Consider the following 23,765-nt stretch of genomic DNA (forward strand, 5'->3'; position numbering starts at 1 on the left):
ATGCCTTGGAAAAGCCTCTGGGAGAGTTGATGCGTGGCGTCAAAGCCGTATAACATCAAGATACAGAAGACGGGAGTTGAGGTTGCTGTCTATGCCAAGGCTGCGTCCCGCTTCTAATCTTGGCGTTGGGCTGCTATCTTTCTCAAAAAAGACCTTTCTAATGGTTGACTTTAAAAAGCTACGCGCTGAATCGGCAAAGGCAAAACCAATTGACCCGCTAGAGATCTTTAGGAGACAGCCGAAACCACCGGAAATCAATGATTTGTACACTAGCCAGGCAGAGGTTCTGCGCGAATGGAACAACAGGAGAGACCAGCAAGATATCGTCGTCAAACTTCATACCGGCGGCGGCAAGACGCTTGTCGGCCTCCTGATTGCTCAATCAACAATAAATGAGAAAGGTGGCCCCGTCTTATATTTAGTCCCTACTAATCAGCTGGTCAAGCAAACATCTGAGAAGGCTCGCCAATATGGCATTGAGACAGTGGTATACGAGAAAGGAAGAGCATTGAGTGAGAGCTTTGAGCGAGCAGATATAATTATGATTGCTACGTATAGATCATTGTTTAACGGGCGCAGCAAATTTGGCCTATTGGGGCAGCCGGATATACAATCAGCTTCAGCGGTGATTCTTGATGATGCACATGTAGCATTTGGATCGGTTCGGGATTCCTTTACGCTTGAGATTGAGAAGCAGAAGCTTCAGCAGAGGTATTTTGACCTGTGCACCTTGTTCAGGCTGTCATTTAGAGAAATTGACAAACTGGGCACGTTTGATGACATCGTTGCAGGCAGAGAGACCGGCTTACTTGAGGTTCCATACTGGGCGTGGCTAGATCATATTGAAAGCGTCAAGACTCAACTTTCATTAGAGTCGTCAAGTTACCCATTCGTTTGGCCGCTGCTTCGAGACAATCTTCATCTTTGCCATGCTCTCGTAAGTCATAGTTCTTTTACAATAACTCCCGTTCTTCCACTAGTCAACTTGTTCCCGACATTTTCAGCCTCTCCTAGAAGGGTCTACATGTCGGCAACGATTTCCGATGATAGTGAGATAGTGCGTACATTCAATGCCAATGCCGAATTCGTTAGGCAGCCATTATCTTCTCAATCGCTGGCTGGCGTTAGTGAGCGGATGATTCTTATTCCAGATCTGATGAACTTTGAGGTCGATACACCAACTCTAGCAAGAACCGTGATTCAGAATGTGTCCCAGCAAGGCAAAGGGACTGTTATATTGTCGCCGTCTGATTATCGTGCTGCAAAATGGGCTGATGTAGCGATGGTGGCCCGAGGAACGGAAGCCGTTGAGAAGGCAGTGGACGAACTTCAAAAGGGAGTAACCATAGGCCCCATAGCCTTTTCTAATCGGTACGATGGTATCGATCTTCCAGGGAATTCATGTAGATTGTTGTTAATGGATGGCCTGCCCGGAGGCAGCTCGGCATATGAACAATACAGACGCATTTGCTTTTATGGAGGAAATGCTTTAACTCGACTGCTTGCGCAAAGAATTGAACAGGGCATTGGTCGTGGTGCGAGGGGATCTGGTGATCATTGCGTAGTGATCATGACCGGTAAAGATCTGTCTGCATGGATTAGCAAGGCAGTGAACTACCAATTTCTCACTGATGCTACAAAGGCTCAGATCGAGATGGGCGCAGTGATAAGTGAATCAATTGCGGGCGAAGGGGATGTCCTTAGTACAGTAAACAAGGGAATTAGTCGCGATACTGACTGGACATCTTATCATGCCGAAAAACTTGCTGATATGGTTCAGCATGAGACTACAAATCAAGATCTTATTGACCAAGCATCTGTTGAGAGACGTGCCTTTGGGTGCTGGCAAAGGGGATATCCCGAGCAAGCAATAACCAAAATTGAGAGGTATCTGCAGACTTCTCCTCACGCAGAAAAGCAAGTTGCGGGATGGCTGCTCCAATTTGCTGGGCGTATCGCCAATGCCTGGGGGAATACTCAAAAGGCTCAGGACTTACAAGCACAAGCCTTTTCCTTCAACGAGAATCTTACGCGTCCAAGAGTAAAGCCCCCTTACCAGAGAATTGCAGTACCAGCAGCTCAAGAAAGGGCAATATGTGAACAGCTGAATGAGTATAGAGCGCGTATGGGCTTGCTAAGCTCTTTCGAATACACAGTTTCGCTGTTAACTCCAGAGTCATCATCCAATATCTTCGAACGGGAACTCGCAAATCTTGCTAGGTTTATCGGGCTCTCATCTGAGCGATTTGATAACAACGGCCAAGGGCCCGACGTCCTATGGCTACTTCCATCGGCAACAGGCATTGTTATTGAAGCCAAAAGTCGAAAGCAGGGAAAGAATGTTCTGACCAAGGAGCAACATGGCCAACTCTTGGTTGCCGAGCAATGGTTTAATGTTGAATATCCAGGCCAGCCCTGTCATAGAGCAAGTGTTCACCCAACTTCTAATGCTACAAGAAATGCAATAGCGCAGGGCTCTCTTGCTTTGACGTATGAGAAGCTTGCTGAGCTGGTTTCAGATGCTCGACGCATCCTTAAAGCCCTTGTAAGTAGCCAGCGGTCAGGCCCAGATCTGATCTCTGAGTGCGCACAGTTTCTGCAATCGTCTAATTTGAATCATGAGCGGATAGTAGGGGCTTACTTTCTTCCATTCCAAGAAATAGATTAGTCTGCAGTTAGACTTGACAGCATCCTGGTGCTATCTACCAAGGGACACCCCAACATCAAGATACAGCGGACGGGGCTAAAGATACGTCGCTAGCTCATTAGCCGATTGCCCGCCGCTGATCTTGGGCGTTGGGTGGTCAAGCAGAAGACAGCAAAGCTCAAGATTCAGCGAATATCTATGAGGTAGTATCTGGATCACGAATCCATGGTTTGTTCGAGTTGGTCCTGACTCTTGTGATCAGACTGGAGAGAATGTTGGCAGACAGATTGGCACTTGTTATGCCAATCATCTCAGCAGCACTGCATATATCAAGCTTGTCATGAGGCTGTGGAATCCTCGTGAAGAGCTTTTTGAGATTGCTTGGAATGACAACCCGCAAGGATAACTGCATTCCACTTGCATCGAACTTCCATTCATGCGAAGCATTGCCCAGTATTGCATGGGTGTGAATTAAGTCACCCCGATATGCCTGAAGGCAATTAACCCAGTCTTTATGAGCCTGTATAAGTAGGCTGCCAGTTTCACTGCTTGAAAGTGGACCGTGATTCGAGGCAGCAGACTTAAAGGCACTGTTCCATTTGTACTTTCCGCGCTGCGCAAATCCTTCAAAAACAAGCCCGACTAGATTTGCGACATAATCTAGTAGTGATACATTGCCAAATACAATATCATCAAACAAGTAATGAAGGCCTGCCTGGTGCGATGGAAGAAGCTCTGCCGTGTGCATTCCGGCCAAGAAGCTTGAATGAAGCTGCAACTCCAGATCAGCATGAATAGAGCTTAGCTGAGAAGTATGCCACATCAAACTATTGGATCGATATATGATGCTATCTCGCACCGAGAAGAAATACTTAGCATTATCTGATCCCAACTGACCCATGGTGAACTTATCCTGAACGAACACGTGATTGAGGACCATCATCTCTTCCTTCACGTGTTCAAAAGCTTCCTGCGCAGCCTCGCTGAGCATTGGGGCATCCGAATCGGGTTCCATGATAGGCATTGGTAACAGTGGGCCGCCCAACAAACCCCTCGAGTGGACAGGCCACCATCAACTCTCTGCTCCGCCCCCCAAGCATCCTGCCTGCCACTCAGGGGCAGCGTTATACAGTCAGGCTTCAGCCATCCCAAAGCCCCCACGCCTGAGATGCCTATCTTGAAAGGAGACAACAGCTGAAACTATGACCAATGAGCGTGCAGAGGGAGTTACTCAATCCGAGCGTTACCTTAAGTCTCTTTGTGATAAGACTTTCCTTTCACTATGGAGCTATCCGGGGATCTACAGGGATCAGAACAAGACCAAGGCTGGGGATGGCAAAGAGATCTGCGATCTAATAGTAGTATTCGAAAATAACATAATCATTTTTTCCGATAAAGACTGTCGCTTTCCAAATTCTGGCTGTTTGGCAACAGACTGGAATCGCTGGTTTAAGCGTGCAGTCTACAAGTCAGCGGAGCAGGCTTGGGGAGCCGAGCGTTGGATTAAGTCTTTCCCAAATAGGCTCTTTCTTGATAGAAGCTGTTCACAGCGATTTCCCATCCAGATCCCAGATCCAAGCCAAGCACGCTTTAATTTAATAGTTGTTGCGCACAATTATCAAAAGAGGAGTCAGGATGAGCTGGGAGGAAAGGGCAGCCTCATGATCGATTCATCAATCCAGTCTAGCCAGCATTACGCAAGCGCAAATGAGCGATGCTTTGCTATAGGAGATATTGAGGCCACACGAAGCTTTGTGCATGTTCTTGGCGATCAGACACTGGATATAGTGCTAAAGACTGTTGACACTGTTAGCGACTTTGTGAATTATCTGGAGCGGAAAGAAGCCTTGCTCAGATCGTCAACACATGTAGTTGCATTTGGGGAAGAAGATCTGCTGGCCTATTATTTATCTAATGTCAATCAAGAAGGCCGGCATGACTTTGCTGTATGGGATAGCGACGGCAATACCGTTACGCCCAACGCCCTATTCTTTGAGGAAGGGCATTGGGAAAAGTTTTGCCATAGCGAGCAACGAGATGCACAACTCAGGGCAGATCGAGTAAGCTATGTTTGGGATGCATTAATAGAGGAGCACAGTCGGCATATAGTAAGCGGTACTCATTACTTTCGAACTGGCTCCGATCTTGGAGAAGCAGAAACACTTCTTCGTTGGCTCGCACGCGAGCCACGTCTACGCAGGAGAGCGCTTTCCATTATGTATGGGGAGTTCATTGAACTAGCACCTCGGAATCAACGGGCCACAAGATACGTGATGCCAATAGAGCCAGGTCAGCCGCACTATCTATTCATGACTCTTCCTGTCGACGCAGCAAGTAACTACTCTAACTATAGAAGAATGAGGAGAGAGTTGGTTGAGATTAGTGGAGTAAATCTAAAAGCGCACCACCCTGAAGCCAGGCATGTTGTAGGTCTTGCAACCGAACCTGGAATTGACAATGGCGGCCGCTCCCACGATGCTGCTTACATTGACCTTGCAGCATATAGCACAGAAGAGATAGCTGAAATTGCCGCTATAGCATCAGGTCTTGAAATGCTATCGAATCCAACGCTCAAGGGCTTCAGCGTAGACGAATATCCAGCAGTGTTGCCTAGACCAAAGAATGCGATACGGAAACCAAACGGATTTGGCACTGACAAGAATCAGACACAGAAGCCAAGCAGGGGCAAAAGGAAGAAGTAGGATGCAACGTGCACATTGCTGTATAACATCCAGATACAGAAGACGGGAGCATGAGTTACCTGCATTGCTCAGATCTTCACCCGCTTCTGATCTGGAGCGTTATCCGTATCCAGCAAGCCGTTAACCGGAAGCCGCGCCTGGTACCGGTAGGCAGTACCATGGCGGAATGAAGCGGAAGCACCAGCGCACCCTTGAGCTGATCTTCTCCCGTCCCGTAAGCGGCAGCCTGCCTTGGAGGGACATCGAGGCCCTGTTTCAGGAGCTTGGTGGGGATGTCAGTGAGAGAGCGGGCAGCCGAGTTGCGGTCCTCCTGTTTGGCGAAGTCAGGGTCTTCCACAGACCCCACCCATCGCCCGATACAGACAAGGGTGCTGTTGCTTCGATCCGCAGATGGCTTGAAGAACACGGAGTGACACCATGAATCGCATGAATGTGGATGGCTTCAACGCCAAAATTGAATACGACGAGGAGACGGATCAGTTTCGCGGGGAAATTCTGGGGCTTTCTGGAGGAGCAGACTTTTATGGGTCCAGTCCTGAGGAGCTTCGCCGAGAATTTACAAAGTCATTGGAGGTCTTTCTTGAGGTCTGCAAGGAGAAAGGAATCGAACCCCGCAGACACTATTCAGGCAAGTTCAACCTTCGGATTCCGCCTGAACTTCATGAGAAACTGGCGATGACCGCTGAGGCACAAGGAAAGAGTCTCAACTCACTTGCCCAGGAAGCACTCCAGAGAAGTGTCTCGGCGTAGAGGAACGGATAACAAGCCCCTCGAGTGGACAGGCCACCAGCAGCTCTTTGCTTCGCAACCCCAGGCTCATTGCCTGCCACTCAGGGGCAGCGTTAGAGAGCTGGGGGTCAAGCAGATGCAGCCCAAAGCCGGTATACTCAGCGTATAGCCGCTTGATTGCCATGCAGACGCGGGTCCAAAAATGGGGAAACAGTCTTGGGGTGCGGATCCCGCGTGGTCTGGCGGAGGAGGTAGGCCTGGTTGCTGGCACTCAAGTAAGCCTGAGCTCAAAGGATGGCCAGCTTGTTATGAAGCCAGCTCTCCCTACTCGACTTAGTCTTGATGATCTCTTGGCAGGCGTCTCAGAGAGTAATATCCATTCGTCTGTTGATACGGGATCGGCTGTCGGGGCGGAGATCTTCTAGTGACAGCCGCATACGTCCCTGATCGAGGAGATTTGGTGTGGCTTGAATTCACACCGCAGACAGGTAGTGAGCAGGCTGGAAGGCGACCAGCTTTGGTGATTTCACCGAAGGCCTACAACGCAAAGGTTGGCCTGGCTTTGTTCTGTCCTGTGACCTCTCGTGTCAAGGGTTATCCATTTGAGGTGGTCTTGCCAGAAGGTATTGGGGTGAACGGTGTCGTTCTTGCCGATCAGCTGAAGAGCCTTGACTGGCGTGCCAGGAAGGCGAAGCTGATTGAGCGAGCATCGTATGAGCTACTGGCGATGGTTACGGCAAGGATCCTGCCTCTCCTTAATCCTGACAATGCTGCCACTCTCTAACATGGCCATGCACCTGACCCGCCACCGCAGAATCAGAGTGCCCTCAGGGTTGCTTTGGCTCCAGATCACTGCGGGCAGGTGATGGCCAGCGTTAGAAGGATGCGTGGGAGGCTGTGGGCTCAGTCCTTTCGGGGTAGAGGCCGTCCGATCTCCCATTCACAAGCCAGGAGAGCAACTCGATGGTTTCTTGGCTAAGGTGGAGATGAATGCAAGGGAGGTTTGAAGAAAGAAATGGAAAATCTCTATGATGCTGTTGTTGAGCCTGACGGACGAATACGGCTCAATACATCAGTACATCTCCAAAAGGGCCTCAAGGTCTTGGTCGCAGTGCCACGAAGCGACGAGGATTCTGCGTTAAGCGGAATCGCATTAAGCGAACCCTCGCTTTCAGATGATTGGCTCAATCCAGATGAAGAAGAGGCATGGGCGCACCTTCAGTAGGTGATGTAGTCATCATTCCATTCCCTTATTCCGATCTGTCGCAATCCAAGCGCAGGCCCGCCCTTGTCCTTGCTGAAGCGGGCAGAGGTGATTTCCTTCTTTGTCAGATCACTAGCAAGCAATATGGTGATTTGCATGCCTTGCCCCTCAAAGAGTCCGACTTCCTCTCAGGTGGCATCAAACGAGAAAGTTTCATCCGTGGCGCGAAGCTCTTCACTGCCAATGAGGCTCTCATTCTTGGAGTTGCTGGACATCTGAGCCATTCCAAGCTTTCAGAAGTCATTTACCAACTCATTGAAATACTGTCTGCTTCCCTGAAAGATGACACCTTCTAACATCCAAATTCAGAAGACGGGAGCAATGGCTTCTGTGCCGAGATTCATGCCCGCTTCTGATTTGGAGCGTTGGACCAACAGATAAGTAGGGCCCCTGTACCAGTCCGCGCTTAAGCAGCTACAGTGGCATGAGGAGGTGATTTCAATGTCTAGACAGTTTGATGTAGTAATCGAAAAGGATTCTGAAGGGTTCTTTGTGGCGACGGTCCCTGCGCTACCCGGGTGCCACACACAAGCAAAATCGCTGGATCAGTTAATGGAGCGAATCAAGGAAGCCATTGAGCTTTGCCTTGAGGTTGCAGGCACTGATCCTGAGACACTTGATTTTGTGGGAGTACAGCGAGTTACCGTAGAAGTGTGACGAGATACTCTGCAGTTTCAGGAAAGACCCTCATCGCAGCCTTGAAGGGAATTGGGTTTGAAGAGATCAGGATAAGAGGTAGCCACCGTTTCCTTAAGCACTTGGACGGAAGAACGACAGTTGTTCCCGTTCATTCTAATGAAACTTTGGGGCCTGGCCTCCTGGCAAGCATCCTTCGAGATATCAAGGTCTCAAGAACCGAATTGCAAGACCTTCTATGACGAACTCAACGGCTGTCCAACATCAAGATTCAGCGGCCGGTGCCAAAGATGTCTGATGAATGCACTGGGCTTCTTCCCGCCGCTGATCTTGAGCGTTAGCCAGAGCAGGGGGATGCGCGGAAGTCGCCACCGTGGCTACAATGTGAGCACGTGTGCAGGGTGTGGTCGTGGTGCGAGCGAAGCTGGTCAAAATCGGCAACTCGAGAGGTATCCGCCTCGCCAAGCCGCTGCTTGAGGTTGCAGGGCTCGCTGACGAAGTCGAGATCGAAGCGGCTCCAGGGGTTCTGACCATCAGGCCATCCGTGCATCCGAGGGCTGGTTGGGCAGAGTCGGCATCGTCTTTGGCGCCAGAGGGACTTCTCGATGAAACGAGCGACACCCAGTTTGATGACGAAGAGTGGTCATGGTGACTGAAGACCACGTCTCAAGAGGCGATATCTTCCTTGTCGCGTTGAATCCCACGCGAGGATCTGAAATCAGGAAGACGAGGCCTTGTGCCGTAGTGTCGCCGGACGAGCTTAATGCTCACCTTCGCACTTTCATTGTTGCGCCGCTCACAACTGGCGGCCATCCATACCCATTTCGTGTGCGTTGCAGGTTTGATGGCAAGGACGGCCATGTTGTGGCTGATCAGCTGAGAGCTGTAGACAGAGACCGTCTAGTCAAGCGGTTGGGGAGTCTGTCGGAGACTACGCTGAATGAGCTGCTGAGTGTTCTTCAGGCGATGTTCGCTGTGTAGATGCCTGGCTAACACAGCCATGCACATGACCCGCCACCTTCAATTTTCCGAGGTCCAACGAGATCCCGAACCAGAAGCTTTCTCCGGCCAGGTGATGGCGAGCGTTAGCCGGATCTCTGGGAAGGGAGCCGGGCTGAGCTGATGAAGAGGATGCGCTCTAGGCTGGGATATTGCTACAGTGCTAACATTAGGGAGCTAAGTATGAACTTCACTTTGGAGTGCGAACAAGAAATAGACGGTCGTTGGATCGCCGAGGTGCCGCAGTTACCTGGGGTCCTTGCATACGGGAGTTCCTCTGCTGATGTAATGGTAAAGGCCGAGGTCCTGGCCCTTTGTGTTATCGCTGATCGGCTTGAAAATTGCGAATCCGAGCCAGTCCGCATCCGGTTCTCGCTTCCAGTCCCTGCATGAGTTATTGGCCGTCAGCTAGAGCCAAAAGGCATTAGCAGCTTCTATTGAGTGGAGAGTTAAGCGTCAATCAGGACCTCACAAGACACTTGAACATGCAGGCTATCCGGACTATGTCTTTGCATTTCATGATTGCGAGGAGATCAGGCCTACGCCTATCAATTTGGAGCCGTTGCCTTCAAGCCGACCCTCACCACGATTCCCCAGACGTTCAGACCAACCAAGGCTGGCGCCTTGGCTTACTTTGTGGGGGGTGATCCCAACTTTCCTGGCGATACAGGTTTTGCCATCAAGCCGTGGAAAGCCTGCCAGGTGCGCAACCAGGTGATCCAACTCCAGGGCATGTTTGCCACCACCATGGGCAACGTTGACCTCACCGAAGGCAAAGGGGCGCTCACCACTGTCGACATGACCTGGTCTTTTGTTCGGGAGCCTGATGGCAGCATCCGCATTGTTCTGCACCACTCCTCCCTCGCGTTCAGCGCGCCGAACTAGTTCGCGGTCTCTGTTGTGACCAAGTGGCTGGCGTTTTGAGCTGAGCCCGAGGCACCAACTGTTCTTCCCCTCGGTGGGTACAGTTCCGGCCAGCATCCCCAGGGGATTTGCTTTTGCTTTGATTGGTGTGGAGAATGGGACTTGCCATGGCTGGAGCCCTGAACGACTCGGTGACCAATTCTGCGGGGACCTTCCGGATGCCTATCCCTGGAGAGCCTGCTCCGTGGTTTAAGGCACGCTCAGCATCAAATGAAAAGTATTCTTTCGACACGGTTGCTGGTAGATACATCGTCCTTTGCTTTTATGCATCCTCGTCAGAGCCAGTTAGTAAAGCCGTGCTGGATTCATTCCTGACGGGGCATCGCGACCTTTTCGACGATGATCATGCCTGCTTCTTTGGAGTGAGTGTCGATCCTGGAGATGAGAATGAAGGACGTGTGCATGACAGCATGCCTGGGTTTCGGTTCTTTTGGGACTTTGACGGTGCTGTCAGTCGTCTTTATGGTCGTATTGATGGCCAGCGCTATAGTCGCGTCACGGTGATCCTGGATGAGCGGCTTCGCGTTTACTCCGTTGTCCCCTTTGGTAGCGACGCGAAGGCGCATGCCGCAAGCGTTGCGCAACTCATAGCTGTAGCGCCAAAGATCGGCACGTCGCTGGCAGCGCTGGTACCTGCCCCTGTTCTTGTCATCCCCAGAATCTTTGAGCCGCAGCTCTGCCGAAGCCTCATTGACTTCTACGACGATGGCGGTGGATCAGACTCTGGATTCATGCGAGATGTTGACGGCAAGACAGTAGGTGTTTATGACTACGGGCATAAGCGCAGATCTGACAAGGTGATTGATGATGAGGCTTTCAGGGCCACATGCGTGGCCAGGATCCATGATCGCCTTGTTCCTGAAATCCGCAAAGTATTTCAGTTTCATGCCACGCGAATTGAACGACACATCGTTGCTTGTTATGACGCAGCAGTAGGTGGGCATTTCCGAGCCCATCGGGACAACACAACCAAAGGCACGGCTCACCGCAGATTCGCCGTGTCAATTGTTTTGAACTCTGGAGAGTTTGATGGTGGATGCCTGAGATTTCCTGAATTTGGCAGGCAAACATATTCTCCGCCGATGGGCGGCGCAGTGGTGTTCTCGTGCTCCTTGCTGCATGAGGTCACTCCTGTCACTCGTGGCACCCGTTACACATACCTACCATTCCTTTACGACGACGCGGCTGCTGAAGTTCGCCAAGCGAATTTCGGTTTCATTGAAAAGCCGGAGGTGGTTCAGTGACCTCAAGCGGCAGCCTCAAGCGGCAGCGGTGAGACGCTGTTCACTCCTTCGATCAAGGTGGGACAGCCTTCGCTCAAGGTGCAACAGCCTTCTCCCGCCTCTGCTTGATCTCACAAGTTCAATGTAGCTCGTCCCTACCGATGACAGCACGCCTGAAGAGCCCCATTCTGTGTCTCCTAGGTGCGCTGGCCGCTTGCAGTCTGCAGGCCCCGCAATCATTTCAGACGATTGATGGCTCGACGGCAGACCGCGTTGCTGCGATTTCCAAGCTCCTCAGCAGAACCGCCCCACTTCCAAGCTCACTTCTAGACGCCCACTTTTTCGAGCAGCAGACCGGCGATGGCAGGCTCGGTCCGTCGGACTTTGAGGCGTTTTACGCCCTTACTGTGGCTCCCGCCCATCTCCCTGCGTGGAGGGCTGCATTGTCTCCACTGAAACCCTGGAATCACTTTTCAAACGACGACGATATCAAGCGTGCAGCACCGTCACCATCCCAGCCGTGGTGGCTGAGCGAAGACGACTTGAGCTTTTTGGAGTTCTACAGCCCGCAATCTCTCACTGGCCGTGCCAACGGCTGGGTTGGCCTCGCACCCGATGGAAGAATCTTTGTGTATGCGTTCACCTTGTAGGAGCAGGCCTGCACCGCTGATCTCAGCGGCCGATCGCCTGTTTGAGCAGGTCCAGCAGGCTGGAGCCGCCGAACACGATCGCCAGCAGAATTGACGACGACACCACAAAGCCGCAGACGCAGAGCACCAGGCCGGCCAGGCTGATGGCGCCGTCGTCGTCCAGCAGGCCAAAGCCCGTGACGAAGATGCCCATGGCTGGCAGGGTGTTGGTGCCGGGGATGGGGATCATCATCGAAATCGCCATCAAGGCGATCGCCAGGCCGATCACCATGCGGCCTGGAACACTGGTGCACACCGGCGTGAGCCGGGGGCGGGAAATCGACTCGATCCGCCGCAGCCAGGGCAGCCCCAGTTTCAGCACCCGCCGCACCTGGGTCACCTCGAAGCCGTGCGTTCGCCAGCTTTGTGGAAACCAGGGTTCCTGTCGGCCCAGCAGCAACTGCACCGCCAGCAGCAGCATGGCGATCCCAAACGGAACGGAATAGCCCGGCGCCGGAATCGGCAGCGCCGATGGAAACGACAGCAGCACAAACAGGAACCCGAAGGTGCGCTCACCGGCGAGGTCGAGCAGATCACTGAGGGTGACCTTGCCCCGCTGCACGGACGTTGGAATGGCGTGGGCAGGGGCGACGGCGGTTGTCGGTGCGTCCACCTCTGTTGTCACCCAACGCTCCTTGTCGAAGAAAAATTGTTCGAGTTCGCTGGAAAGGGTGGGCACAGGGCGATCGCGCTGGGGAATGGGCGGAATGGAGACAGATGGCCCGAACCCCAGCGGGTCGGCCGGTCCGATCGGCGGCGTCTGGGTTTGCGGCTGATCCCTGAGGCTCAGCGGCGGGCAGGCCAGCAACGGGCATTGCCCGCAGATCTTATGGCGCGCTGCTGGGCGGCTCGGGCGCCAGCGGCGGGATCAGGCGTTCGAACAACGACTGGCGATCCAGCAGCTGCGCCATCAGGAACCCACCCAGGCAGGCCACCAGCAGCGGCTTGAGGATCAACGGATCCTTGGTGAGGGCGAAGGTGAGAAACATCGCCGTGATCGGGGTGCGGGCACAAGCCGCCACAAAGGCCCCCATGCAGGCGAACACCACCGTGCTGGGGGCGGTGCCACCCAACTGCGCGATCACCCCCGCCACCGCCAGCCCCAGTGCACCGCCGAGGGTGAGCATCGGCGCGAACAGCCCTCCGGGGGTGCCCACGGCGGCGGCCAGACCGGTGGTGAGGAACAGTACCGCGAAGATCGCCAGCGACCGGGAGATGTCGAGATCGCCTTCCGCCACCGCCTGACGGATGCCGGCCCGGTTGATGAAATCCGCCGGCAGCAGGGCGTCGCTGAGGCCGAGCAGCACCCCCACCCCGGCCATGCCCGCCGCCAGCGGCACCTGCCAGCGCAGGCGCAGCGCGTGCAGGCCCACCACGAAGCGGCAATAGGCCTCGGCGGCGCAGGCCACCAGCGCACCGAGGGCGAACAGCACCAGCAAATCGAGCGGGCGCACCTCGAAGAAGGCGAACACCTGACGCTCCAGTGGCAGGGTGCCCGACGACCGGCTCAGGCCGGTGAGGGACGGGCCCAGGCCCGCCAGCCCGAGCAGATCAGCCCAGGTGTCAGCCCAGAAGGTGGTGAACAGCACCAGCAGCATCACCACCGGCCGCGCCCCGCGCAGCAGTTCCTCCAGCGCATAGAAAAAGCCCCCGATCGGTGCGTTGAACACCGCCGCGATGCCGGCGCCCCCACCGCCGGCCACGATCAGCCGCACAAAGGCCTTTGGTGCCTGGATGCGGCGCGCCATGGCGTGTCCCACCGAGCTGCCCATCTGGATCGAGGGGCCGGACGGGCCGAGTGGAAAGCCACTGCCGATCGCCACGATGCCGGCCGCCAGCTTCACCAGCGCCACCTTCAGATCCATCGGGATCGGCCGGCCCCGCAGGAACTGCTTCACCTGGGGAATCCCCGACCCCTGCGCCGCCGGGGCCAGCCGCTGCACCAACAGCCCGGCGATCAGGCCGCCTGCGCCGCCGATCGCCGGCAACAGCAGCAGGTCAGGACCGAGATCAAGCACGCGCAGCCGCCAGCGGCCCAGACCATCGAGGCCGAGCTTGAACAGCAGACCGGCCGTGGCCGCGCCCAGGCCGGTGAGGATCAGGGCCAGCACCACCGGCAGCAGCCGGTGCTCCAGCAGGCGCCGCACCACATTGGTGCCCGCCTGCTTCCGCAGCAGCGTGCGCTTGGGGGGATCTTCCGCCGGCACCCCCTTGCTCAGACCTCTGCCAGCACCCTCTGCTCCTCCTCCATGCTCACCACGCGGCCGGCCTCGCTGAAGCCGTCGATCTGGTCGAAGTTGAGGTAGCGGTAGAGCTGATCGGAGAGGGGATCGATCTTGGCCGCCGCGATCTCCAGGTAGTCGGCCGGCGTGGGAATGCGGCCCAGCAGGGCGCATACCGCCGCCAGTTCGGCGCTGCCCAGATACACCTGGGCGCCGTTGCCGAGGCGGTTGTTGAAGTTGCGCGTGCTGGTGGAGAACACCGTGGTGTTGTCTTCCACCCGGGCCTGGTTGCCCATGCACAGGGAGCAGCCGGGCAGCTCCATGCGGGCACCGGCAGCCTCGAACTTGGCGGTGTAACCCTCGGCGCGCAGCACCTCATCGTCCATGCGGGTGGGCGGACACACCCACAGGCGGGCGGCGCTGGTGCCGGCCCCATCGAGCACCGTGGCGGCGGCGCGGTAGTGGCCGATGTTGGTCATGCAGGAGCCGATGAACACCTCATCGATCCGGTCGCCCGCCACCTCGCTCAGCAACTTGACGTTGTCGGGGTCGTTCGGGCAGGCCAGCACCGGTTCGGTGAGGTCATCGAGGTTGATCTCGATCACTTCGGCGTACTCGGCGTCGGCATCGGCGCTCAGCAGCTGTGGATCCGCCAGCCACGCCTCCATCGCCTGGATGCGGCGGGCCATGGTGCGGGCATCGCTGTAGCCCCTGGCGATCATGTTCTTGAGCAGCGCCACATTGCTGCGCAGGTATTCCGCCACCGTCGCTTCTGAGAGCTTGATCGTGCAGCCGGCACAGGACCGTTCGGCGGAGGCGTCCGTCAGCTCAAACGCCTGCTCGAGCTTGAGATCCGGCAAGCCTTCGATTTCGAGAATGCGGCCGGAGAACACATTGATCTTGCCCGCCTTCGCCACCGTGAGCAGGCCCTTCTGGATCGCCACCCACGGGATCACATTCACCACATCGCGCAGGGTCACGCCCGGCTGCAGCGAGCCGGTGAAGCGCACCAGCACCGATTCGGGCATGTCGAGCGGCATGGCGCCGATCGCGGCGGCGAAGGCCACCAGGCCCGAGCCGGCGGGGAAAGAGATGCCGAGGGGGAAGCGGGTGTGGCTGTCACCGCCGGTGCCCACCGTGTCGGGCAGCAGCATGCGGTTGAGCCAGCTGTGGATGATGCCGTCGCCGGGCCGCAGGGCCACGCCACCGCGGGAGCTGATGAAATCGGGAAGCTCGGCGTGGGTCTTGAGGTCGATCGGTTTCGGGTAGGCGGCGGTGTGGCAGAAGCTCTGCAGCACCAGGTCGGAGGAGAAGCCCAGGCAGGCCAGTTCCTTCATCTCGTCGCGGGTCATCGGCCCGGTGGTGTCCTGGCTGCCCACGGTGGTCATCAGCGGTTCGCAGCTGGTGCCCGGCCGCACCCCCGCCAGGCCGCAGGCCCGGCCCACCATCTTCTGGGCCAGGGTGAAGCCCTTGCCAGTGTTGGTGGGGGCCACCGGGCGGATGAACAGATCGGAAGCGGGCAGGCCCAGGCGGGCGCGCACCTTGTCCGTCAGGGAGCGGCCGATCAGCAGCGGGATGCGGCCGCCGGCCCGCACCTCATCGGTGATCGTGCTGGGCTTGAGCTCGAAGCGGGCCACGATCTCGCCGGCGTTCGGCTCACCGGCGGCGCGCTCGATCGTGCCGGCGTACGGGCGGATCGTGATCACATCGCCGCTGCTGAGCGCCGCCACCTCGCATTCGATCGGGAGGGCGCCGGAATCCTCGGCCGTGTTGAAGAAGATCGGCGCGATCTTGCCGCCCAGGATCACCCCGCCGGAGCGTTTGTTGGGCACATGGGGGATGTCGGTGCCGGTGTGCCACAGCACCGAGTTGATCGCCGATTTGCGCGAACTGCCTGTGCCCACCACATCGCCCACGTAGGCGACCGGATGGCCTTTCGCCTTGAGGGCGCTGATCTGCTCAAGGCCGCCGGACTGGCGGGTTTCCAGCATCGCCTGGGCGTGCAGGGGGATGTCGGGGCGGGTGGTGGCGTGGGTGGCCGGCGAGAGGTCGTCGGTGTTGGTTTCCCCCTCCACCTTGAACACCGTCACGGTGATCGCCTCCGCCAGCGGCGCCTTCTCGGTGAACCAGGCGGCCTCGGCCCAGCTCTCCACCACCTGCTTGGCCCACGGATTGGTCTGCGCCAGCTCCAGCACGTCGTTGAAGGCGTCGTAGACGAGCAGGGTGCGGCTCAGCCCCGTGGCGGCCTCCGCCGCGATCGCCACATCGGCGTGGCCCAGCAACGTGATCAGCGCCCCCACGTTGTAGCCGCCGATCATCGTGGCCAGCAGCCGCGTGGCGGCGATCGGATCCACCAGCGGACTGGTGGCCAGCCCCTGGGCCACGGCGCTCAGCCAGCCCGCCTTGACGTAGGCCGCTTCATCCACCCCCGGTGGGATCCGTTCACTCAGCAGATCCAGCAGGAACGCCTCCTCGCCGGCGGGCGGCTGCTGCAGCAGCTCGGTGAGGGCCTGGGCCTGGGGCGCCGAGAGCGGCAGCGGCGGCACGCCGAGGGCCTCACGTTCTGCAGCGGCGCTGCGGTAGGTGGCCAGCAGATCGGTAGCGGCGATGGGGGACGAAGCCATAGGAGAAGGGGTCATCCCCTGAACGTACGGGAGGCTTCCATTCTTTGCGCCCACCGGACCGCCAACGGTGGCATCGGCTGCAGAACGGTGGCGGGTTCGGCGCCGTTGCAGCCGGCTTCTAGGGTGGGTCTTCAGCGCCCTTCCGCCTGCCGCCATGATCCCCACCTCCGACCTCCATGTGGTGGAGACCCGGCCGCTGGTGGCGCCGGCGGTGCTGCACCGGGAGCTGCCCCTCGGCGAAGCGGCGGCGGCGGTGGTAGCCGGCGCCCGCGAGCGCATCAAGGCGATCCTGCACGGCCGTGATTCACGCCTGCTGGTGATCGTGGGGCCCTGCTCCGTCCACGACGTGACCGCCGCCCAGGAGTACGCCGCCGCCATCGCCAAGGTGCGGGCGGAGCACCTCGATCAGCTCGAGATCGTGATGCGGGTGTACTTCGAGAAGCCGCGCACCACCGTGGGCTGGAAGGGTCTGATCAACGATCCCCACCTCGACAGCAGCTACGACATCAACACCGGCCTGCGCCTGGCGCGCGGTCTGCTGCTGCATCTCGCCGAGCTCGGCCTGCCCGCCGCCACCGAGCTGCTCGATCCGGTGGTGCCGCAGTACATCGCCGATCTGATCAGCTGGACGGCGATCGGTGCCCGCACCACCGAAAGCCAGACGCACCGCGAAATGGCCTCGGGCCTGTCGATGCCGATCGGCTTCAAGAACGGCACCGATGGCAGCGCCATGACGGCGATCAACGCCATGGAGGCGGCCGCCCGCCCGCACCATTTCCTCGGCATCAGCCGCCAGGGCCATGCGGCGATCGTATCCACCACCGGCAACCCCGATGGCCACCTGGTGCTGCGCGGCGGCAAGGGCGGCAGCAACTACCACCCGGAAGCGGTGGCGGCGGCGGCGGCCTCGCTCGCCAAGGCCGGCCTACCGGCGCGGCTGATGGTGGATTGCAGCCACGGCAACTCCAACAAGGACTACCGCCTGCAGGGCCAGGTGCTGGCCCAGGTGGGCGAGCAGCTGCGCCAGGCCGCCTGCCCGGTCATGGGCGTGATGATCGAAAGCCACCTGGTGGCGGGCAACCAGAAGATCCCGGCCGATCTCTCCCAGCTCACCTACGGCCAGAGCATCACCGATGCCTGCATCGACCTCGACACCACCCGCGCAGTGCTCGCCGAGCTGGCCGAAGCGATGAGGGAGGCCCAGCGCCATGCGCCCAGCGGCGAGGTGCTGGCAGCGGTCTGACCGACTGATTGTGTAGCTGGCACTCCCTAATCGTGAGTGCCAGATTGATGTTCTGCAACGAACTGTTCAGTGGGAACAGTCGCCGGAGCAGATCTCTCTAATTTGCCCTCACCACATTGCAGGGAAGGCGGCATGTCTTATCTATTGCAATTCTGCGGATTGTCAGAACCGCTGCAGATGTTTTATCTGGAGCAGACATCTATCTCTTCCGATCACAGCGGCCCTGTCTTCGCCGGCTTCCGACCTTTTCAGCTTGATGACCTGCTCAGTTGGGCCCTGGCCTCCTCGCAGCAGCGGGGCTGGGACCCTGAAGGCATCCAGCGCACCGTGTTGAACGTGTGGATGGAGCGCGCCGAGGTGATCCGCCAGTGGCAGCTGCGGTTGCGGGAGGAGCCCAGCGACCGGCTGATCGTGGCGGGCCTGGGCACCCGCGACGACTGGCGCCACCGCTGCGAGCGCATGCTTCAGGTCTGAGCGCCAAGCAGTACCCAGAGCAGGCCCACCGCCACCGGCACGGCCAGGTTGTCGATGCCCAGCAGGGCGAACTGCTCCAGCAGCATCGCCGCCACCGCGATCACCACCAGCGCCGGCAGCGACGGGCCCAGCCCGCCGCCCGCCGGCAGGGCCAGCCGCAGCACCGCCAGCACCGCGAGGCTCACCAGCCCCATCGTGGCGGTGCCCAGCAGCGATTTGCGCTGGCCGGCGATCGTCCAGCTCGGCGACGCGATCGAGGCCCCCAGCAGGCCCGCCAGGCCATCGCCGCAGGCCATCACCAGGACCCCGGCGGCTACCGCATCACTCCGCTCCGGCCAGAACAGGGCCAGCAAGGTGGTGATGGCGGCGCCGTAGGCCACGGTGCCGTAGCTGGCGCGGCCCACATCTTCCACCGCCGGCAGCAGGCGGAAGCGGTGGTTGAGCGCCGCTGCCACGGTGACCGCCGCCGCCGCCGGCAGGGCGATCGAGCGCTGGATTCCCAGCCCCCAGGCGATCAGCACCACCGGGCCGGTGCCGATGTGCAGCACCTTGCGGCTCCACTCCGGCCGCTGCGGCCAGCGGGCCCTGGTCTGCAGCGCCAGCAGCACCATCAATGCCAGCCAGAGCAGCACGGCGGCGACCCCGAGGGCCTGCCGCCATCCTTCGCCCAGCCCCTCCCACCAGAGCGGCAGCGCCAAGGGCCTCAGGCGGCCTGCTGGAAGTTGCTCATCAGCCGCAGCTTCATGATCGCCTTGGCCTCCAGCTGGCGCACCCGTTCGCGCGACACGTTGATCGTGCGGCCGATCTCGGCGAGCGTGAGCGGCTCGGAGCCCTCCAGGCCGAAACGCAGCTTGAGGATCTTCTGCTCCCGCTCATTGAGCTGGGACAGCCAGGCCCCCAGGTGCTCCTTCTGCAGGCTGCGGTCCATGTGATCCATGGGCTCGTGGCTGGCCGGATCGGCGATCAGCTCACCCAGGGTGCTGCGGTCTTCCTCGCCGCGGGCGTGGGCGTCGAGGGAGGCACAGGGTGCGCTCTGGGCGATCAGCTCCTCCAGGTCGCGGGGCTCCATGCCTATGGCATGGGCCAGTTCCAGCCGGTTGGGCTGGCGGCCGAAGCGGTGCGAGAGCTCCCGGGTGATGCGCCGCATCTTCGAGAGCTTCTCGGAGACGTGAATCGGCAACCGGATCGTGCGGGCGCTGTTGTCGATTGCCCGGGTCATGCCCTGGCGGATCCACCAATAGGCATAGGTGGAAAACTTGTAGCCCATGGCCGGATCGAACTTGTCGACGGCGCGCTCCAGGCCGATCGCCCCTTCCTGCACCAGATCCAGCAGCTCAAGGCCCTGGTTCTGGTACTTCTTGGCGACGCTGACCACGAGCCGCAGGTTGGCGGCCATCATCCGGTCACGGGCACGGGCGCCCATGCGGATCTGGTGCCGCTGCCGCACGGTGAGGCTGTCGGCGGGCAATTCGAGCAGGCGTTTCATCCCCTGCACGTGATGCGCCAGCTCAATTTCTTCAGCCGCCGTGAGAAGTGGTACACGGCCGATGTTGCTCAGATACCAGCCGATCGAATCGACGCTCAAGCGCCCACTGGACCGCTGTTGACCCACCCGTGGCGGTGGCTTGACGCCGCCGCCCGCAGCCGAAGCCGCAGATGTGGATCGCGGAGGTGTCCCCATCACCTCGGCCTCCTGCTAGTTGTGGCCGGAACATAGCAGAGACTTGCCGATGAAAGGGTAATGATTCGGTTGCTTTTGCCACAAATAAGTGGTCACATCTTCATTTCTGAATTATTCGACGGCGGCACCCCTCTTGTGGTCGTTGATTTGGCGATGAAGGGCTGCGCTGCTGCAATGTGCGGCAGCCGCAGCGAGGCGGCCGCCCGGCTGTGGGACAAGGCGCAGGTCCAGGCTCAGGCGATGGCTGCCGGTTGCAGCGCGGTGCGCCAGCCGTTGATCAGATCGCGCTGGGCGCAATGCTCCTCCCCTTCCGCCTGCCGCTGGATGAAGGTGCCGTCGGGTTGCATGTCCCAGGCGGCGACGTTGTCGTTGAAATACGTATCGAGCAGGCGCTCGAGCAACAGCTGGTGGGCTGGATCCTTCACCGGCGCCACCGCTTCCACCCGGCGATCAAGGTTGCGGGGCATCCAGTCGGCGCTGCCGAAATACATTTCCGGTTCGCCGGCATTGGCGAAACGGAACAGGCGGGAGTGCTCCAGGAACCGCCCGATCACGCTCACCACTTTGATGTTGTCGCTCACGCCAGGCACACCGGGCCGCAGGCTGCACATGCCGCGGATCAACAGTTCGATCGTGACCCCGGCCTGGGAGGCCGCATAGAGCAAGGCGATGATCGGCGGATCCACCAGCGAATTCATTTTTGCCCGAATCGAGCCGCCGAGGCCAGCGCGGGCATGGTCGATCTCCCGTTGGATCAGCCCCTCCATGCCCTTGCGCAGCGTGACCGGCGCCACCAGCAGGCGGCGGAAGCTCTGCTGCTTGGAAAAGCCGGTGAGGTAGTTGAACAGCTCCACCAGATCCTTGCCCAGCTCCTCGTTCGCCGACAGCAGGCCGATGTCGGTGTAGAGGCTGGAGGTTTTGGAGTTGTAGTTGCCGGTGCCGATGTGCACGTAGCTGCGCAACCGCTCTTTCTCCTTGCGCACCACCAGCATGATCTTGGTGTGGGTCTTGAGGCCAAGCACCCCGTACACGACGTGCACGCCGGAGCGCTCCAGCTGGCGGGCCCACTGGATGTTGTTGTCCTCGTCGAAGCGGGCCTTGAGCTCCACCAGCGCCATCACCTGCTTGCCGTTTTCGGCCGCCCGGATCAGCGCCAGGATGATCGGCGAATTCTTGGAGGTGCGGTAGAGGGTCATCTTGATCGCCAGCACCGAGGGGTCATCGGCGGCCTGGTTGATGAATTCCTCCACCGAGGTGGCGAACAGGTCGTAGGGGTGGTGCAGCAGCACATCGTTGCGGCGCAGCACCGCGAAGATGCTCTGGAAGTCTTCGGCCTTGAGCGAGCCATCCTCCAGACGGCTCTTCTGGGTGCGCGCCAACGCCGCGTTGGTGCGGCCGATGTGCGGCTTGTCCTTGAGCTGGGGCAGGGGAATGGCCAGCAGGCTCATCAGGTCGTCGAGGCCCAGAGGGCCATTGATCCGGTAGAGGTCTTCCGGCTCCACATCGGTGGCTTCCACCAGCTGCTCCACCACCTCTTCGGGCATCTCATCGGCCACTTCCAGGCGCACCACCTCGCCGCCCCGCCGCCGCTTGCGCAGGCCTTCCTGCAGCGCCTCCATCAGATCGTCCGCCTCCAGATCCCGCAGTTCAAGGTCGGCGTCGCGGGTGATGCGGAAGAAGTAGTGCCCCTCGATCGTCATGCCGGGGAACAGCAGCTGCAGGTTGAAGGCCACCACCTGCTCGAGCGGCACGGCGCAGAACACCACATCCTTGGCGTTGCGGCCGCTGAGCTCGGTGGGAATCTCCACAAGGCGCGGCAAGCTCTTCTGCGGCACCTTCACCCGGGCGAACTGTTGCTGGCCGGTGTCGGGGTCGCGGATCAACGCCGCCACGTTCAGGCTCAGGTTGCTCATGAACGGGAACGGGTGAGCCGGATCCACCGCCAGGGGGGTGAGCACCGGGAAGATCGCCGTCTTGAAGTAGTCGTCGGCCCACTGTTTCTGGGCCTTGTTGAGCCGCTGGTAATCGAGCAGGTGCACGCCGTGCTCCGCCAGGCTGCTCTTCATATGGCCGCGATAGTGCGCCTGCTGCTGCTCCAAAAGCGGCCGCAGCCGCTCATGAATGGCCTGCAGCTGCTGCTTCGGGGTGCGGCCGTCGTCGCTGAGCGTGTCGACCCCGGCCTCCAGCTGCGACTTCAGCGAGGCCACCCTCACCATGAAGAATTCATCGAGGTTGTTGCTGAAAATGGCGCTGAACTTCGCCTGCTCGAGCAACGGCGTGCGGGGATCAAGCGCCTGGGCCAGCACGCGGCTGTTGAAGGCAATCCAGCTCAGCTCCCGGTTGATGTAGAGCTCCGGGGCCACCACTGGTTCGCGCATCACCCACTGACCTCAATGCCTGTGTCGGCACCAAGGTAGCCAGCAACCTCCATTACTTCTGTACAGCGCTTGCTTGCCTTTGCGCCCCGGCCTGGGGTAGCCCGAAGGCGATCAGCACTGCCACGGCCGCCAGCAGCACGATGCTCAACCAGAACGGGCTCTTTTCGCCGATCAGTTCATAGGCCACCCCCGCCAGGGGCGGTCCGATGAAGCTGCCCAGGCTCTGCAGGCCCTGCAGGCTGCCCAGGGCGGCGCCCTGGCCGCCGCTGTCGAGCCGCCGCGACACCAGGCTGCGCAGGCTGGGGGTGACCAGACCAGTGCCGGCCGCCAGCACCGCCACCGCGATGAACACCAGCGGCTGGGCGGTGGCCGGGGTCGCCAGCGGCACCAACACCGTGCCGACGATCACCATGCCCAGCCCCGCCATCGTGAGTCGCCATTCGCCGAAGCGTTTCACCAGCGGCCCGATCAGGCCCCCCTGCACCAGCGTGGCCACCACGCCCACCACCAGGAAGGCCGCGGCCGAGCGGCCCGGTCCCCAGCTGAACATCTCCTTGAAATAGAGCACCAGCACAGCGGTGAAGCCGTTGAACGCCAGAAAGAACAGGAAGAAGGCCAGGCACAGCCGCCGCACCTGCGGGTTGCTGAACACCTTGCCCAGCTGGGTGAGGGGGTTGAGCTCGCGCTTGCGCGGCAGCGCCTGGCGGGCTTCCGGCGGATGGGTTTCCGGCAGGGCGGTGAGCACCAGCACCAGGTTCACCGCTGCCACCGCCACGGCCACCAGCAGCGGCAGGGTGAGGTTGATCTCCGCCAGCAGGCCTCCGAGGGCAGGGCCGAGCATGAAGCCCACGCCGAAGGCCACGCCGATCAGGCCGAAGGCCTTGGCCCGCTTTTCCGGTGGGCTGATGTCGGCCAGCACGGCACCGGCGGTGGCGGCCGTGCCACCGCTGACGCCATCGATCAGCCGCGCCACGAACAGCAGTGGTAGCGGCCAGGCACTGCCTGGCGGCCAGGGCACGGCCAGGGTGAGCGCGAAGCCACCCAGGCCGAGCACCGAGCCGGCCACGCAACCGGCGATCACGGGCCGTCGCCCGAAGCGGTCGCTGAGGGCGCCGATCAGCGGCGTGAACAGGAACTGGGCTAGGGCGTAGCTGCCCGCCAGCAGCCCCAGCGTGCGGCCATCGCTGGTGAAGCTGGCCAGCAGAAAGGGAAGCAGCGGAAACACGATGCTCTCGCCCAGCCTGTCGTTGAGCAGGGTGAGGAAAACGCAGAAGCGGGTGGAGGGGCGCGGCCAACCCATGGCATCAACGCGCGGCAATGCCCATACCTT

General features: G+C 59.5%; 23 protein-coding genes. 15 read left to right on the plus strand and 8 right to left on the minus strand.

Annotated features, from left to right (window positions below):
* The first annotated feature begins 91 nt into the window (after positions 1–91).
* A complete protein-coding gene (locus KBY97_RS13945) occupies positions 92–2,668 on the plus strand; it encodes a DEAD/DEAH box helicase (RefSeq protein WP_255147841.1) in 2,577 nt (858 codons plus the stop codon).
* A gap of 175 nt (positions 2,669–2,843) precedes the next feature.
* On the opposite strand, the gene KBY97_RS13950 is transcribed toward KBY97_RS13945, so the two are convergent.
* Complete coding sequence (locus KBY97_RS13950; protein ID WP_255147843.1) at positions 2,844–3,662, minus strand: hypothetical protein; 819 nt, start codon at positions 3,660–3,662, stop codon at positions 2,844–2,846.
* A 187-nt stretch (positions 3,663–3,849) separates the two neighbouring features.
* On the opposite strand from KBY97_RS13950, the gene KBY97_RS13955 reads away from it, so the two are divergent.
* The 12 genes from KBY97_RS13955 to KBY97_RS13995 all read left to right on the plus strand — a co-directional run bounded on the left by KBY97_RS13955 (position 3,850) and on the right by KBY97_RS13995 (position 11,774).
* Complete coding sequence (locus tag KBY97_RS13955; protein ID WP_255147845.1) at positions 3,850–5,349, plus strand: hypothetical protein; 1,500 nt, start codon at positions 3,850–3,852, stop codon at positions 5,347–5,349.
* Positions 5,350–5,515: 166 nt separating this feature from the next.
* Entirely contained in the window at positions 5,516–5,770 is a 255-nt protein-coding gene (locus tag KBY97_RS13960) for a type II toxin-antitoxin system HicA family toxin (protein WP_255147848.1), read from the plus strand.
* A complete protein-coding gene (locus KBY97_RS13965; RefSeq protein ID WP_255147850.1) occupies positions 5,767–6,099 on the plus strand; it encodes a type II toxin-antitoxin system HicB family antitoxin in 333 nt (110 codons plus the stop codon). The genes KBY97_RS13960 and KBY97_RS13965 overlap by 4 nt, the downstream gene beginning before the upstream one ends.
* A gap of 161 nt (positions 6,100–6,260) precedes the next feature.
* On the plus strand, positions 6,261–6,503 hold the full coding sequence (locus KBY97_RS14845; protein ID WP_399217888.1) for an AbrB/MazE/SpoVT family DNA-binding domain-containing protein: 243 nt from the start codon (positions 6,261–6,263) through the stop codon (positions 6,501–6,503).
* The gene (gene mazF / locus KBY97_RS13970; protein ID WP_255147853.1) at positions 6,503–6,862 is read left to right on the plus strand and encodes an endoribonuclease MazF; all 360 of its coding nucleotides are present in this window, start codon (positions 6,503–6,505) and stop codon (positions 6,860–6,862) included. The genes KBY97_RS14845 and mazF overlap by 1 nt, the downstream gene beginning before the upstream one ends.
* A 422-nt stretch (positions 6,863–7,284) precedes the next feature.
* The gene (locus KBY97_RS13975; protein WP_255147855.1) at positions 7,285–7,638 is read left to right on the plus strand and encodes a type II toxin-antitoxin system PemK/MazF family toxin; all 354 of its coding nucleotides are present in this window, start codon (positions 7,285–7,287) and stop codon (positions 7,636–7,638) included.
* A 145-nt stretch (positions 7,639–7,783) separates the two neighbouring features.
* On the plus strand, positions 7,784–7,999 hold the full coding sequence (locus KBY97_RS14850; RefSeq protein ID WP_399217901.1) for a type II toxin-antitoxin system HicB family antitoxin: 216 nt from the start codon (positions 7,784–7,786) through the stop codon (positions 7,997–7,999).
* Complete coding sequence (locus KBY97_RS14855; RefSeq protein WP_399217890.1) at positions 7,996–8,220, plus strand: type II toxin-antitoxin system HicA family toxin; 225 nt, start codon at positions 7,996–7,998, stop codon at positions 8,218–8,220. Before KBY97_RS14850 ends, KBY97_RS14855 begins: the two co-directional genes overlap by 4 nt.
* Positions 8,221–8,623: 403 nt before the next feature.
* The gene (locus tag KBY97_RS13980; RefSeq protein ID WP_255147858.1) at positions 8,624–8,959 is read left to right on the plus strand and encodes a type II toxin-antitoxin system PemK/MazF family toxin; all 336 of its coding nucleotides are present in this window, start codon (positions 8,624–8,626) and stop codon (positions 8,957–8,959) included.
* Positions 8,960–9,499: 540 nt separating this feature from the next.
* Positions 9,500–9,862 carry a hypothetical protein gene (locus KBY97_RS13985; protein ID WP_255147859.1) on the plus strand — a complete coding sequence of 121 codons (363 nt, stop codon included), beginning with the start codon at positions 9,500–9,502 and terminating at the stop codon, positions 9,860–9,862.
* Between the two features lie 134 nt (positions 9,863–9,996).
* Positions 9,997–11,145 carry a 2OG-Fe(II) oxygenase gene (locus tag KBY97_RS13990; protein WP_255147861.1) on the plus strand — a complete coding sequence of 383 codons (1,149 nt, stop codon included), beginning with the start codon at positions 9,997–9,999 and terminating at the stop codon, positions 11,143–11,145.
* A 140-nt stretch (positions 11,146–11,285) separates the two neighbouring features.
* Entirely contained in the window at positions 11,286–11,774 is a 489-nt protein-coding gene (locus KBY97_RS13995) for a hypothetical protein (RefSeq protein ID WP_255147862.1), read from the plus strand.
* Between the two features lie 22 nt (positions 11,775–11,796).
* Here the strand turns inward: KBY97_RS13995 and KBY97_RS14000 are convergent, their stop codons facing one another.
* The 3 genes from KBY97_RS14000 to acnB form a co-directional block, all read right to left on the minus strand.
* Positions 11,797–12,492, minus strand: a complete 696-nt coding sequence (locus tag KBY97_RS14000) for an exopolysaccharide biosynthesis protein (RefSeq protein ID WP_399217893.1) — start codon at positions 12,490–12,492, stop codon at positions 11,797–11,799.
* Between the two features lie 148 nt (positions 12,493–12,640).
* A complete protein-coding gene (locus KBY97_RS14005) occupies positions 12,641–14,020 on the minus strand; it encodes a ClC family H(+)/Cl(-) exchange transporter (RefSeq protein ID WP_255147863.1) in 1,380 nt (459 codons plus the stop codon).
* 8 nt (positions 14,021–14,028) lie between these two features.
* Entirely contained in the window at positions 14,029–16,659 is a 2,631-nt protein-coding gene (acnB, locus tag KBY97_RS14010; protein WP_255147865.1) for a bifunctional aconitate hydratase 2/2-methylisocitrate dehydratase, read from the minus strand.
* A gap of 154 nt (positions 16,660–16,813) precedes the next feature.
* On the opposite strand from acnB, the gene KBY97_RS14015 reads away from it, so the two are divergent.
* Positions 16,814–17,902, plus strand: coding sequence for a 3-deoxy-7-phosphoheptulonate synthase (locus KBY97_RS14015; protein WP_255147866.1), 1,089 nt, complete (start codon positions 16,814–16,816; stop codon positions 17,900–17,902).
* Positions 17,903–18,034: 132 nt separating this feature from the next.
* Positions 18,035–18,376, plus strand: a complete 342-nt coding sequence (locus KBY97_RS14020) for a hypothetical protein (protein WP_255147868.1) — start codon at positions 18,035–18,037, stop codon at positions 18,374–18,376.
* On the opposite strand, the gene KBY97_RS14025 is transcribed toward KBY97_RS14020, so the two are convergent.
* The 4 genes from KBY97_RS14025 to KBY97_RS14040 all read right to left on the minus strand — a co-directional run bounded on the left by KBY97_RS14025 (position 18,367) and on the right by KBY97_RS14040 (position 23,735).
* The gene (locus tag KBY97_RS14025) at positions 18,367–19,074 is read right to left on the minus strand and encodes a diacylglycerol/polyprenol kinase family protein (protein ID WP_399217895.1); all 708 of its coding nucleotides are present in this window, start codon (positions 19,072–19,074) and stop codon (positions 18,367–18,369) included. The genes KBY97_RS14020 and KBY97_RS14025 overlap by 10 nt on opposite strands.
* Positions 19,075–19,079: 5 nt before the next feature.
* Complete coding sequence (locus KBY97_RS14030) at positions 19,080–20,057, minus strand: RpoD/SigA family RNA polymerase sigma factor (RefSeq protein ID WP_255147870.1); 978 nt, start codon at positions 20,055–20,057, stop codon at positions 19,080–19,082.
* A gap of 233 nt (positions 20,058–20,290) precedes the next feature.
* The gene (ppk1, locus tag KBY97_RS14035; protein WP_255147872.1) at positions 20,291–22,435 is read right to left on the minus strand and encodes a polyphosphate kinase 1; all 2,145 of its coding nucleotides are present in this window, start codon (positions 22,433–22,435) and stop codon (positions 20,291–20,293) included.
* A gap of 52 nt (positions 22,436–22,487) precedes the next feature.
* The gene (locus KBY97_RS14040; protein WP_255147873.1) at positions 22,488–23,735 is read right to left on the minus strand and encodes an MFS transporter; all 1,248 of its coding nucleotides are present in this window, start codon (positions 23,733–23,735) and stop codon (positions 22,488–22,490) included.
* Positions 23,736–23,765 lie beyond the last annotated feature (30 nt).

The sequence above is a fragment of the Synechococcus sp. ATX 2A4 genome (genome assembly GCF_024346375.1).
Lineage (GTDB): Bacteria > Cyanobacteriota > Cyanobacteriia > PCC-6307 > Cyanobiaceae > MW101C3.